The sequence below is a fragment of the Ruminococcus flavefaciens genome (genome assembly GCF_900143025.1).
In the GTDB taxonomy this organism is placed as follows: Bacteria; Bacillota; Clostridia; order Oscillospirales; family Ruminococcaceae; genus Ruminococcus; species Ruminococcus flavefaciens_I.
This window is the reverse complement of record NZ_FRCT01000003.1, coordinates 255,085-268,124: the sequence shown is the minus strand read 5'-3', so window position 1 is coordinate 268,124 and position 13,040 is coordinate 255,085. Positions and strand designations below refer to the sequence as shown.

11 protein-coding genes are annotated in these 13,040 nt (G+C 43.5%); 4 read left to right on the top strand and 7 right to left on the bottom strand.

The annotated features are described in order from the left end of the window. Positions 1-4 precede the first annotated feature (4 nt). Genes BUB28_RS04980 through BUB28_RS04965 form a run of 4 tightly spaced genes read left to right on the top strand, consistent with a single transcriptional unit; the run spans position 5 to position 5,145 of the window. On the top strand, positions 5-2,395 hold the full coding sequence (locus BUB28_RS04980) for an ABC transporter permease (protein WP_207647076.1): 2,391 nt from the start codon (positions 5-7) through the stop codon (positions 2,393-2,395). Positions 2,396-2,403: 8 nt separating this feature from the next. Continuing rightward, on the top strand, positions 2,404-3,078 hold the full coding sequence (locus BUB28_RS04975) for an ABC transporter ATP-binding protein (protein ID WP_072949436.1): 675 nt from the start codon (positions 2,404-2,406) through the stop codon (positions 3,076-3,078). A 42-nt stretch (positions 3,079-3,120) separates the two neighbouring features. Then, positions 3,121-3,831 (top strand): LytR/AlgR family response regulator transcription factor, encoded by a 711-nt coding sequence (locus BUB28_RS04970; RefSeq protein WP_072949433.1) that lies wholly within the window; start codon positions 3,121-3,123, stop codon positions 3,829-3,831. A gap of 9 nt (positions 3,832-3,840) precedes the next feature. Then, positions 3,841-5,145, top strand: a complete 1,305-nt coding sequence (locus tag BUB28_RS04965; RefSeq protein ID WP_072949431.1) for a sensor histidine kinase — start codon at positions 3,841-3,843, stop codon at positions 5,143-5,145. Between the two features lie 113 nt (positions 5,146-5,258). On the opposite strand, the gene BUB28_RS04960 is transcribed toward BUB28_RS04965, so the two are convergent. The 7 genes from BUB28_RS04960 to hemZ all read right to left on the bottom strand — a co-directional run bounded on the left by BUB28_RS04960 (position 5,259) and on the right by hemZ (position 13,032). Beyond that, the gene (locus tag BUB28_RS04960) at positions 5,259-6,326 is read right to left on the bottom strand and encodes a diguanylate cyclase domain-containing protein (protein ID WP_072949429.1); all 1,068 of its coding nucleotides are present in this window, start codon (positions 6,324-6,326) and stop codon (positions 5,259-5,261) included. A gap of 132 nt (positions 6,327-6,458) precedes the next feature. Beyond that, the gene (locus tag BUB28_RS04955) at positions 6,459-7,094 is read right to left on the bottom strand and encodes a CpXC domain-containing protein (protein ID WP_207647075.1); all 636 of its coding nucleotides are present in this window, start codon (positions 7,092-7,094) and stop codon (positions 6,459-6,461) included. 220 nt (positions 7,095-7,314) lie between these two features. Further along, on the bottom strand, positions 7,315-8,076 hold the full coding sequence (locus BUB28_RS17350) for a GNAT family N-acetyltransferase (RefSeq protein WP_072949425.1): 762 nt from the start codon (positions 8,074-8,076) through the stop codon (positions 7,315-7,317). A 28-nt stretch (positions 8,077-8,104) separates the two neighbouring features. Next, the gene (locus BUB28_RS04945) at positions 8,105-9,061 is read right to left on the bottom strand and encodes a hypothetical protein (RefSeq protein WP_072949423.1); all 957 of its coding nucleotides are present in this window, start codon (positions 9,059-9,061) and stop codon (positions 8,105-8,107) included. Between the two features lies 1 nt (position 9,062). Continuing rightward, on the bottom strand, positions 9,063-10,208 hold the full coding sequence (locus BUB28_RS04940) for an acyltransferase family protein (protein WP_072949419.1): 1,146 nt from the start codon (positions 10,206-10,208) through the stop codon (positions 9,063-9,065). Between the two features lie 47 nt (positions 10,209-10,255). Then, complete coding sequence (gene rlmD / locus BUB28_RS04935; RefSeq protein WP_072949417.1) at positions 10,256-11,611, bottom strand: 23S rRNA (uracil(1939)-C(5))-methyltransferase RlmD; 1,356 nt, start codon at positions 11,609-11,611, stop codon at positions 10,256-10,258. Further along, on the bottom strand, positions 11,575-13,032 hold the full coding sequence (gene hemZ, locus BUB28_RS04930; RefSeq protein ID WP_072949541.1) for a coproporphyrinogen dehydrogenase HemZ: 1,458 nt from the start codon (positions 13,030-13,032) through the stop codon (positions 11,575-11,577). Before hemZ ends, rlmD begins: the two co-directional genes overlap by 37 nt. Between the last annotated feature and the right edge of the window lie 8 nt (positions 13,033-13,040).

The window sequence follows — 13,040 nt, the reverse complement described above, 5'->3', positions numbered from 1 at the left end:
ATTAATGCTTCGCAATATCACGATAAAGCCGTTTCGTACTATGGTTATCGTTCTGTGTCTTTCGGCGGTTTCGCTGACTTTTTCTCTATGTCTGACGATAAGCACTGCATCTGAGACAGCAGTGGAAGATATGATAAGAAGCTCAATGGGAAAAACAGACATAGTAATGCAGTCTGCAAAAGGTATAAGCGAGCTTCCGAAACTGCCTGCCGATACCGAGAGCCTGCCTGTTATCCTTGCTCATTCGTATTTTCAGATGCATGATATCAGTAATTTCAAATATGTGCAGAAGAAAAACATTTATATTCTCGGTGTTGATACAGAACGGGCAGCAGTATTCGGATTTCTTCCCAAGTGTACAGCACCGAATAACGACGAAGCTGTTATCAGCTATGGGGTTGCACGGCGTTTCGGATATGAAGTCGGGGATAAGATGATGCTCCCATGTGCAGACGGTTCAGAGATCACGCTGACGGTAAGCGAAATAGTTCTGAATAAAAACGATCTTTCTGTCATGCCATTGACAGTTATCGTCACCTTTGAAAATGCGAAAAAAGTTCTTTCATCACCTGATATATCCGCAACGACAATATACATTGACGCTCCCGACGGAAAGGAATACGAAACAGCAGAAAAACTTAGAGAAAAATATCCCGAGCTTGATATCAGTCAGGTCACAGGCACACAGGAGATCGAGGACAGCGTCCGCAGTCTGACGAGAACTTTTTTCGTTATTTTTGCAGTAACACTGTTGATGATACTGTTTATCATATCGGCATTTTCAAAGAATATCGCTGCCGAAAGGCTTGCTGTCGTCGGTACGCTTCGCAGTATCGGAGCGGAAAAAAGAAGGGCTTCTCTGACACTTTTGATCGAATGTACATTGTACGGACTGATAGGCGGTATTATCGGGACAGCACTTTTCTATGCGCTGAAGGATATGCTCCTCGGGAATATGATACCCGGTATTGACGGAGCGGGCGGAAGTGTTGATGTGCCGTTTTATGTGCCTGTTATCGGACTGGTGATTTCTGCGTTGATGAGCTGTGCTGTTTCACTGATGTCTGTCATATGCACATCTGAAATGTCCATAAGGGATATAATTTTCGGCGGCAGGGACAGTGTTTATCGACCATCTGTTTTTGCAACAGCAGTGGGAATTATTTGTGTTTTCAGTGCGTTTGTTCTGTTTTTCGGCAGTTTTGCTTTTATTTTCTCGCTTATGGGACTTGCAGGTTTTGTGATCGGCATATGCCTTATCCTGCCAAAGATATTATCCGCAAATTCCGCATTTACGGCAAGGCATACCAACGGCAGCGCACTTCCTGTTGTAAGGCTCGCTCTGATACAGTCAGGAACCAAAAAGACCGCAGTCACGGGAACGGTCATATGTACGGCTGTTGTTATTATGACTGCTTCGCTGTATGTACTTTCACGCTCGGCAGAAAAGCTGTATTCGGTCAGAAATTATAACTGTGACGCTGTTATAACAGGTCTTTCGGAACGTTCGGAGTATTATGGCATAATTAGTGCTGACAGCAAAGAATTTATCTACAATACTTCCGAAACTACAGAGCTAAACGGTAAGCGGACAAATATAAACATATTTGGCTATGACAGCTTTGAGATGTTCGGCGGACTGCAAGATCTGCCCGAAAAACTCAGTGATGATGAGATAGCCCTTGACAGGCAGATGATGAAAAGGCTCGGTATAAATAACGGTGACAGAGTGACGATAACGCTGAAAAATAATACTGTCCGTCCCGTAAAACTGGCATTTACAGCGGTCTCGGGTATAGACAGCGTATACTTCGACCAGAAGTGCAATGCAGCGGTCATAAGTCTGGATACATACAAAAGCGTGTACCATGATTATCCGTCAATGCTGCTTGTAAACGGGGATACCAAGCTAATGCAGCGACAGCTCATCGACAAAAGTGCTGAATTTGAGACAACAGGGGAATATTATGCACGTATGGACGAGGAATCTCATAGCATAACAGGTCTGCTTGACGCTCTTGCCGTTATAGGAGTCCTGCTTGCCGTCATCTCAGTATCGGGGCAGCAGACTATTGGCTTTGAACAGCGCAGACACGAGCTTGCTGTGCTTCGTTCACAGGGAATGAGTATAAGTCAGATCTCAAAAATGCTGATTTGCGAAACTATGCTGACGGCTTTCTTACCTGTTATTATATACTTGTGTATCGGGCATTTCGTGATAATGATGATAGTGCGGATCCTCTCTGAGCTTGACATGAAAATTCCCATCAGCTTTGATTATTTCGGAATAGCTGTATTTTTAGCGGTAATGTTCTCCTCAGTGATAATGACAGTGCTGATACCAATATTATCGTTGAAACGAATGAATACAGCAGAACAGCTCAAATGCGAATAGGAGGCATTATGGACAATATCATCGAGATAAAAGCTCTCTGCAAAAGCTTCGGAGTTAAAGGCAATCGCACACAGGTGCTGGATAATGTGTCACTTGCTGTTGGAAAGGGCGAATTCATATCACTTATGGGAGCTTCGGGAAGCGGCAAGTCAACACTTTTGTATCTTCTTGGCGGACTTGATACGCCTGACAGCGGTGAGATATTCATAAACGGTCAGGATATCTCAAGAATGCGTGATAAGGAGCTTTCAAAGCTGCGGCGTGAGGGAATGGGATTTGTGTTCCAGTTTTTCAATCTTGTTCAGAATCTGACTGTTGAGGATAACATTCTTCTGCCCCTTGTCATGGACGGGAAAAAATTAAAGGATAATAGTGAAAGGCTGAATGATATACTTGATAAAGTCGGACTTTCAGACAAGCGAAAATGCTATCCCAACCAGCTTTCAGGCGGTCAGCAGCAGAGATGTGCTATAGCAAGAGCAGTCATTTATGAGCCGCAGATACTCCTTGCAGATGAACCAACGGGAAACCTTGACAGCAAGAGCGGCACTGAGATCATGGAGCTTTTCAAGCGTATCAACGACGAAAAAGGCATTACGATACTTATGGTCACTCATTCGGGAGAGTGTGCGGCTTATTCTGACAAAGTGATTACGCTATGTGACGGCAGGATACTGTCTTGAAAAAGGAAAGATAATGTGATATACTGAAACAGGGTGATAATTATGAGGATAGCTGTCTGTGATGATGAAAAATACTTCCGTAATGCGATATGCGAAGCGATAACCTCTTTTTACAAGAGCCTCGATGTTATATGCACCGCCTTTGAGAGCGGTCGGGCACTGATTTCCGCATTTGAAAAGGGAAAGCGTTTTGACGCGGTATTTCTTGATATTGAGATGCCTGAGCCTGACGGTATGGAAACGGCAAAGAGGCTTCATGAGTTTTCTGCCGATCTGCCTGTGATCTTCCTGACAAGCCATACCGAGCTTGCCATGGACGGTTATGAGGTAGGGGCTTTCAGATTCCTGCAAAAGCCTGTTATAACCGCAAAGCTGACACAGGCACTTAAAGACATTAGACAGCTGACTGCTGATAATAAGAACCTCTGCATAAGATCAGACGGCGAGGAATATTATATCTCACCCGACAGCATTATTTATGCCGAAGCCGATAACAATACCGTTCGTTTCATAACATCGGAAAAAGAATATAAAATGCGTCTGAAGATGACTGAAGCGATGACCATGCTCGAAGGTGTTTCCGACCATTTTTGCAGGGTACATCGTTCGGTGATAGTAAATCTTTCACATATCGTCAGCCGCAATGAAAAAGAGGTAAAGCTTGACAGCGGCGTCATACTCCCTGTCAGCAAAAGCTATGTTGATGAAATGAAAAAACGGCTGGTTGAATATATTCGCCTTAACGCAAGGTAGGTGAGGCTTATGATAAAACTATATCAGCTAACACCGTTTCTGATACAGCTCATGTACGGTACGGCTTTCAGTCTGTGTACGTTTATCACGATGAATGATCTGTTCTATAAGAAAATAAGATCCATACCGCTGTTTTACGTATTATCGGGCGTGATATTCGGTATCATATCATTTATACAAAACCGGTACTTTGGCGGTATCGATTCAACACAGTTGTATATTCTGCATACGTTTGCTATGTTTTTTATTCTGACCAATAAAAGCATAAATCATCTGCTTTCGCTGATATTTGCGGAGATGTTTTCCGTTAGTCTTATTAGCAGTGTGCAGACAGCGGTATTTTCCGTATCAAATAGAACGGAAAGAAGCTTTACAGCTGAGACGTTGCTTTATTTTGCAGCATATATCATTTCGGCAGGAGCAGTTTTTCTGCTGAAACAGCTGGTTTGCAGCGATGACAGAGAACCGCTTGGCAGGCTGCAAATGCTATTGCTGACGAGTATCACTTTTTCGGGAACTGCTATTATTGACAGGAGCTTTTCGATGTCGAATTATATCCCAGATGTTTCGCCCGAAGCAGCTATACCTTCGGTACTCATGCTGATGTCGGTAACGGTGCTGCTTTTGCTTTCGGTAAAACAGCAGCAGGCAAAACGCTTCCGTGAGATGAATGAACTGAGTGAAAAATACATGACGGCTCAGGCAAAGCATTTCGAGCAGGCAAGAACTGCCGATACCGCAATGCGGATGCTCAGACACGATATGAAGAATCATATCGCGGTGATGAACGGACTTTACGAAACGGGTAAAACAACAGAGCTGGGAAAATACCTGAAAGGACTTTCGGAAAGCTTTGCAGACACGCAGGCTGTCAATATTACTGGCAATGAGATCGCTGATGCTATCATAACCGAAAAAAGAGCCGCTGCCGAAAAAGAGGGTACAGAGCTTGTATGTGAAGGTATTCTGAAAGGACTTGACATAAATGCTGTGACACTTTGCACGGTGCTTTCCAATCTTCTTGACAATGCGATCGAAGCCGCTAAACAGGTTGAACCAGACCGAATCATTACTCTGACTGCTAAAAGAACAGGGAGCTTTTATTACATCAGCATCAGCAATCCGTGTGCAGAATATGTTGATGTGTCGCCGAATATGGTATCGAGCAAATCCGACAGAGAGTATCACGGACTTGGTTTGAAAAGTGTCCGCAGTGCATTGGAGAAATGCGGAGGAACTATAGAGCTTTCCTGTAAAGAAGCAGGAAACAGATATATTTTTACTGCTGAAGTCATACTGCCGGCAGGTCAGTAACTGATTTTACCTGTTCTGCTATGACAGAGCTGGGAATGATATTTCACATTTACAATAGAGTATAAAAAGAGCGAGCTGCCGCATTTCCGACAACTCGCTTTTTTAATTATCCATCAAAGTCCCTGAAGGGCTTTCATTCTTGCCTTATCCTCATACATCATAGCATCGATCTCCTTGATAAGCTCGTCAAGATCCATGCCTTTTTTATATTCGCCGCAGCCCATAGCTATACTGTAGCCTCTGCTGTGAACAGCTTCTTTTATTTTCTGCATCATTATCTCGGTATCCGAACGTGAAGCAGAAGGGAAGAGTATCTCAAATTCATCTCCGCCCATTCTGTAAAATCTGCATCTTGAGGGAATAATTTCAAAAGTGCTCTCTGATACAGCAAGAATAGCTTTATCGCCTTCATCATGACCGAGATTGTCGTTTATCTGTTTAAGACCGTTAAGATCCATAGATATAATGAACATCTGGTGCTTTTTCATTGTAAGAACATCTCTGTAGAAGCAGTGTCTGTTAAGTGCATTTGTCATAGCGTCGCGCGTAAGTGTCTGAGTAGTAAAGAAAAGGTAATAGAACACACAGCTCAGAACAGCCATTCCACTTATAAGATACTTGAAATGGAGGAATGTATTGAGGAAAGTTGCTGAAAAAATAGCGATACTGAGAACCATAAGGAATATACTTTCCAATCTCAGTCCAAGTCTGAACTTTATAAATGACGCCGATATCAGCACACAAAGGTACATTAAGCTGAAAATGAAAGGTATAGCGGCAAATGTTTTCAATGATTGGTTGCCCATTTCATCAAAGCTGAAAACGCAGCCGTTGAAAATACTTATAATACAAACAATGCAGTTTATCAAAGCAAGCACCTGTAAGGTAGCTTTTATTTTTTTTGCTATAACACCGGAAATAAAAATAAACGGAAGGATAACAGGACCGCTGATAGAATAGCTCACAGCATTGTTTACTTTAAGAAGCAGGATGTTAGTACCCGTTCCCTGATAGGTATACGAAATAATATTGCATATCAGCATAATCAGAGAAATAGCAGTACCTGCCATAAAGCAGTGTTTTATTTTATTGCTTACAGTCGAATTGAATAATAGGAACAGAAAGAGAGTTATATTTGCAACAATAATAAGGTAACTCATCTGTATAACCTCTCTGATCATACGACTTCTCCCCCCTGTTGAATAGATGTTATAATTATTATAACATATCTTTTAAATAAAATCAAGAGCTTTCACAAAAATGTCGGAATGATATTGCGAAAAATGTGCAAATTTACCAAAGAGAAAAAGGGCTTATATTTCTTTTTCTATTACTGATATAGCCCATTCTGTATCAATGATAAACTCATTATTGATAGAAAGAGGTATTTTGAATGACTCGGCAACATGATCGTAGGACTTTTTGTCAATATTTGTTCTGCCCCATTCATTGTTGTCGAACTTTACAGCAAAGCAGTGTGAGCCGTCATCTTCCTTGTTGAAATAAATCTCCATAACGTTAAGGTCAGGGAAGCTCTTCTGCAATTCAGCTATTGCGAACACCTTCAGTATCTCAAGGACACGGTCATCAAGTCCTTCATCGAGTATGAGAAGCTTTTCGCGGAGCTGGTTGATATCGGAAACAACACGCTTGGTATAGCTGTCATCAAAATTATAGCCGCTGTCATTGTTCTCATTGATCGTATCCATAAGCTCAACAGCAGATGAGGGATTACCTGGGACATAGCAGAGCAGATACTTGTCGCTTACCTGATGATAGAGAGTAGGATAGAAAATAAGGGACTTGTTATCGCAGTGCGGACAGTGCCATGCAAAAGCCTCACCGTTTCTGATCATAGCTTTTATCTGAGGGTCGGTTTTAGTGTCCATAGTTTCCCAGACCATCATTTCTGACTCATGATTGCACTTAGGGCATTTTATTTTTTCCATATGATTTTTGGACATAAGTAATTCCTCTTTTCTTTTATCGTTATAAAAACAATACTTTTTAATTATACCATAAAAGCAAAGCATTATGGCAATTGCCCGATGGCGTATCTGCATGGGCATCAGATCATGTATAATGAATGTTTCGCATACATTATACCATATCAGAGATATGATTTCAAGGGTTGAGCCTCAAATGTTTGGCATTATACTAAGCAGATGCCTATATATCGTACTCTTCCAGCAGATTATAGATACCGTCCTCAGACAGAACTCCACGTTTCAGTTCCTTCGGGAAAAGACCTGCTTCGTCGGAGGTGAAGTCACGTTTCCACGCATCGCTTACGTAGTAAGCCCGCAGCTCTATAAGCAGCTTGCGGAGTTCGGGAGATCCTTCGTTCAGTTTCAGAGCTGTCTGCATGATATCCTCGTAGTGAGTGACGCGCTTTATCTGTTCCTGTAAAGCTTCGTGAGAAACAGGCAGCCTTTTTTCAAAGCGGAACATATCAGAGTGTTTGCCGTCTTCTTCGTTCGGGAAGCTGTGCTGTTCGCAGAAGTATTCAACAATGTGGAAACCGCAGCGGTTTACGTAGAAGTGGATATTTCGTGTCTCAAAGTATGGCGTAATTGTCTCCCACACAGCTACTTCGGGGTGCATATCCTCGATCTCGCACCATGCAGCGTAGCCGATACCGTTGTTGTGTACGGAAGGGGAAACAAAAAGCAGTTCGAGCTCACCGTGGTCGTATTCGGTCTTTATAACTGCACCGCCGACCTTTTTGCCGTCCTGAAATATACGGAAAGCAGAGCCCTCGTTAATAGACTCCTCTATAGTCCTGCGTGAGATTATCTCACCGTCCTCCTCAAAATTGTCGTCACGCAGTCCGAATTCTTCGAGAGCACCGTAATTAAATGCTTCCTGATTATCTTTAATGAATTGCTCCCTGTCGGACTCTTCAAGGGGGAGAAGCTTTATTTCTGTCATATTATCGCTCCTTTATGATGATAAGATCTTATTCCAGTATCTTTATAACGTCGTTAGCCTCCAGCCAGTTCAGGAACTCAAAGCGAGCCTTATCCTTACATTCGGGTTTTATCATGTAATACATATAGTGTTCCAGCAGATTAAGTGTTTCAAAGGTACGTCCTTCTATCTTGAACTGCTCAAAGCCCATAGGGATATATTTTTCCCATATCTCATCGGGAGAGATATGATTTTTCAGCTTTACAACATCGAAAAGTGAACGCTGTGAGCAGGGACATTCTGCAAACTTCTGTATCTCGGGGTGTTCTGCCACAAGCTTTTTTGTATCGAATGGGACATTCGGGTACTTTCTAACATGATTAGAGTAGGCTATCTGCTGTAAGCCTATAGCCCTGTAATGCTCAGAACGGGAAGGACAGTTCGGGTTGCAGCAGGCATTTACCAGCAGCTCACATTTTTTCTTGTCGGGGATTTTTTTCAGAGTTTCAAAGTCATGGTTCAGGTCATAGTCGATAACAACGATGTGGTAGTCCTTTTCCACCTCGCTGCATAGCTTTTCTGCGTCTGTAATACGCTTGCAGGTGGAACTGGTTATCTTGTAATTCGGGTATTCCCTGCGGATATACTCCTCCAGAATAGGAGACATTACGATGACCTCATTGAGACCGTTATCGGCAAGGTGCATGACCATGTTGCAGAAATCGTCGTTGAGGTGCTTTTTTTCAAGCATTGGATTTGTAAAGGTAAAGCGGAGCGGTATTCCTCTGTTATTGAATGTGTTGATAACTGCCTTTATAAAGTTTTTTTCGCAGACACCGCCCTGTGTACGTCCGCCGTTCCAGATAGAAGGGGGGAACACACCGTAAACGGAAGCGATCTCAACGCCCTCACGGAAATATTCGGGGCGTTTTTCGAGGAGCTCCGCGAATACAACATTGAATTTGAAATGCCCTGCAAAATCGGGCAGATGAAAACGTGCTTTCATATCAGGTCTTATCCTTTCCTGTTTTTGCCTTATTGCCTTTTATAAGTTTTAATGCGGGCTTTTTTATGAAGCGGTCGTACAGCATAATAAGTCCCACAGGACCCAGTACTCCGAATAAGAAGTAAAGATAGCGGAACTGCTGAACGTATTCCCAGCGGTACCAGTTTGACTCCTGAAATGTTTCTATATCGAAATACGGGAGAGCCTTGAATTTGTTTATAGTAAAGAGTATGCAGTTAAGGATATTGAAGAAAACAATGTGCAAGCTCATAATATAGAAGGTATTTTCGGAAATAGCGTTAACTACCTTGCTGTTATAGAAAGGCTTGCCTATGAGGTCAACGACCTCTATCCAGAAGAGCATACCCACAATTGCGGAGATAAGGGGAGTTACGGCATATGGACTTGTAAAGCCTGTAAGTGTTCCCAGACTGTCGAATGCAACATCATACTCATTAGGCATTATCATAATTCTTATCATATTTATCATAAGAAGTATGGACAGCAGTAAAAGGTGATTTGCCTTTTTGAGCTTTTCCTCCAGTACATCGCGGTAAAGGATACCCATTTCAATGAAAACAAGGAAGAACAGAACTTTCAGCGGCAGAAGCAGCTTTTCATTGAGATCATGTCCCTTTGCGTACCATACGACCCAGATGTGGCAGGCGGCAAAAAGAACAATGATTATTTTGCTGTTCCATATCTTGTACAGGAATTTTTTCATTATTGCGTAGACTACCTGAACTGCAAACAGCATGGGTGCGAACCACATTGGCAGAGCAATAGTGGTTATCTCGCCGCTGGTGAAAGTGTTAAGAAAGGCTTTTGCCCTGTAATCGAACAAAAACGGCTGTATAGCCTCTGTTTTATAGCACAGCATGAGCCATTCCAGGAGAATAGCCAGAGCCGAAACTACCCAGTAGGGAATCAGCAGAGTTTTTACTTTTTTTAATGTGTATTTCCAGAGATTCGTTTTGTTGTCTACTCTGTTGAAGTAGCCTGAGATCAAAACAAACATGGGCATAAAGAACGAGTTGAAGGGAAAGAAATTGGCGAATAAATTAAATGTGCCCCATGTGTGAGAGTCAACGACCATGATAATGCCGATAGCCGACAGTATCATAAACTTTTTATTTTCCTTTGCCAAATATATCACTCCTATTTATAAAGGATATGCCTGATAAAGGCATGAAATTATTTAACGCGTGACATTAAAACCACGCACTCAACGTGCCCTGTTCTCGGGAATAGGTCAACACCGCAGACCTTCTCCACGCTATAGCCTTTTTCACTGAGGAGCTTTGCATCTCTTGCGGCAGTTGCCGGATTGCAGGATATCATAACTATCTTTTGGGGAGCAGCATCAGCGATAACGTCGATAGTCTCGGCAGAACAGCCCTTCCGCGGCGGGTCGACAACTATTATATCGGGAGCACAGCCCCTTTTTCGGAGCTTACCGAATACCTCACCTGCATCGCCGCAGTAGAATTCCGCAGTATCAATACTGTTGCGCTGAGCATTTTTCTTTGCATTTTCAACAGCCTGAGGGATTATCTCCACACCAACAATCTTCTTAGCCTGTTTAGCCATAGAAAGACCTATAGTACCCGCACCGCAGTAAAGGTCTGCAATTACCTCACTGCCATTTGGTGAAGCATATTCCAGAGCCTTTGCATAGAGTCTTTCAGCCTGTACAGTATTGACCTGATAGAAGGAAAGGGGAGATATCTCAATATTATTTCCGCACATTACGTCAGATATAGTGTCATTTCCCCACAGAGTCACACATTTATCACCGAGAATAACATTGGTCTTTCTGTCGTTTATGTTCATTATAATGCTCTTGATATCCTCGAATTTCTCGCTTAGTTTGCGGCAGAGCGCGGAAAGCTGACGCGAAATATCCTTGCGCACCACTATGCATACCATAATCTCGCCTGAATGAGCTCCGCGGCGGATATAGATATGTCTTACTATACCCGTATTTGAAGTTTCATCGTAGGCAGAGAGCTTCTTCTCGTTTATGTAATCCATTATAGTATCAAGGATATGGCGGAATATCTGCGGCTGTAAAGCGCAGTCCGTAACGGGGACGAGCCTGTGGCTTCGCGGCGCGAAAAATCCGCACACAGCCTTGCCGTCTATATTTGCAACAGGGTACTGAGCCTTATTGCGGTAATGTTCTGTTTCAAGAGCGCCGAGGAAGGCGTCGAATTCGGGTGAAAGACCGCCTATACGCTCGAAGGCATCACGGACTATGTTATTCTTTGTGTGACATTCAGCCTCATATGTGATATGCCTCAGCAGACAGCCTCCGCACTTCTTATATACAGGACAGTCGTTTTCGATACGGTCAGCCGAAGGAGTTACTATCTTTTCAACGATACCGTATGCGTAGCTTTTCAGCACCTTTACTATCTTTATCTCGCACAGGTCGCCCACAGCGGTCTCAGGCACGAATACAGCCATTCCGTCAACGCGGCAAACACCGCTGCCCTCGGAGGTAAGTGCAGTTATTTCGGCTGTACAGACTTGATTTTTCTCAGGCATTCCGTAACCTCCTCCTTTTTATCCATGAGCCTGTCGAAGCTTCTGATGTACTCATAAGGGAATTTATAATTATGGATACGCTCTATCTTGCCGTCAGGGTAGACAAGCTTTGTGGAAGCCGCACAGCCTGCACCGAGAATGGTCTGAGTTTCGTCCATAATGAAGATATTGTAATAGCTTTCAAAGCCTTTTTTAGCATAACCAACGTTTTCGAGGTTGTCCACCGTGTTCTTCTGACGGTACATATAGTAGGGCAGATAGCCCTGTGACATTAGGGCAGGGATACTGTAGTCTACCATTTCAGCGGCAGGATTTTTAATATTTTCGCTGCCCTTCTCGAAGAGATTAGCCGAACGCTTTATAGTAAGTGTATGTACGGTTATACTTTCGGGATCAAGTTCTATCATACGGTCAAGGGTATTGCGGAAGCTCTCTGCGGACTCTGTGGGCAGACCTGCGATAAGGTCGGTATTGATATTGGTGAAGCCGACTTTTCTTGCAAGCTCAAAGGCTTTTATAGCGTCCTTTCCCGAGTGCTGTCTGCCGATGACTTTCAGCACATCATCGTTGAGAGTCTGAGGATTTACCGAGATGCGTCCTGCACCAAGCTCCTTTATAACGCGGAGCTTCTCCTCGGTAATGGTATCGGGTCTGCCTGCTTCAACGCTGTATTCGCGGACTTTGTCAAGGTCGAAGTTCTTCTCCACAGTCCCCATGATAGTGCGCAGCTCCTGAGCTGAAACAGAAGTGGGAGTACCGCCGCCGAAGTAGATAGTGTCTATCTTTGTGTCGGTATCCTTTACTATCCTGCCGATTATTTCAAGTTCGCGGCATAGTGCGGAGATATACTCGGGCATGAGCTTTATGGCTGAGTCCATAGAGTGAGACACAAACGAGCAGTAGCTGCACCTTGTAGGACAGAAGGGGATAGAAACGTACAGGCTTACAGCCGAGCTGTCTATCCTGTCAAGTATGGGCATCTGATTTACAGCCGTATCATAGGCAAGTCTGAGTTTTTTATCCGAGACCTCGTATTTATCCCTGAGTCTTGTAAAGATCTCCTCCTCGGGTAGCTGCTGACGCATGAGCTCGATGACCTTCTTTACGGGACGGATACCCGTCATAAGTCCCCACGGCGGAGTTATTCCCGTCTTTTCGGAGAGTATGTGATAGATAAGGCGGCATATCTCATGCTCCTTGTCCTCGGAGTCGGAGACAGTCAGTTCTCTCCTTACGGCAGTCTCGCCTTTGAGCTTTACCACCGCGGAAAGGGTATTGCCATTTACTTCGGCGATAACATAAGCATCGCCCGAAGCCTCTGCGCGTTCACTTCCAAAGGAGTAACGTGCGGTATTGAAGAACAGCTTCAATGTGGCTTCAATTTCATATTTAAAAGAATTGCCGATTAATATAATCGGCATTTTTGAAT

Excerpts from the sequence above, each read along its gene's own strand:
- BUB28_RS04980 (WP_207647076.1), top strand. The coding sequence starts at position 5 with ATGCTTCGCAATATCACGATAAAGCCGTTTCGTACTATGGTTATCGTT.
- BUB28_RS04975 (WP_072949436.1), top strand. The coding sequence starts at position 2,404 with ATGGACAATATCATCGAGATAAAAGCTCTCTGCAAAAGCTTCGGAGTT.
- BUB28_RS04970 (WP_072949433.1), top strand. The coding sequence starts at position 3,121 with ATGAGGATAGCTGTCTGTGATGATGAAAAATACTTCCGTAATGCGATA.
- BUB28_RS04965 (WP_072949431.1), top strand. The coding sequence starts at position 3,841 with ATGATAAAACTATATCAGCTAACACCGTTTCTGATACAGCTCATGTAC.
- BUB28_RS04960 (WP_072949429.1), bottom strand. The coding sequence starts at position 6,326 with ATGATCAGAGAGGTTATACAGATGAGTTACCTTATTATTGTTGCAAAT.
- BUB28_RS04955 (WP_207647075.1), bottom strand. The coding sequence starts at position 7,094 with ATGGAAAAAATAAAATGCCCTAAGTGCAATCATGAGTCAGAAATGATG.
- BUB28_RS17350 (WP_072949425.1), bottom strand. The coding sequence starts at position 8,076 with ATGACAGAAATAAAGCTTCTCCCCCTTGAAGAGTCCGACAGGGAGCAA.
- BUB28_RS04945 (WP_072949423.1), bottom strand. The coding sequence starts at position 9,061 with ATGAAAGCACGTTTTCATCTGCCCGATTTTGCAGGGCATTTCAAATTC.
- rlmD (WP_072949417.1), bottom strand. The coding sequence starts at position 11,611 with ATGCCTGAGAAAAATCAAGTCTGTACAGCCGAAATAACTGCACTTACC.
- hemZ (WP_072949541.1), bottom strand. The coding sequence starts at position 13,032 with ATGCCGATTATATTAATCGGCAATTCTTTTAAATATGAAATTGAAGCC.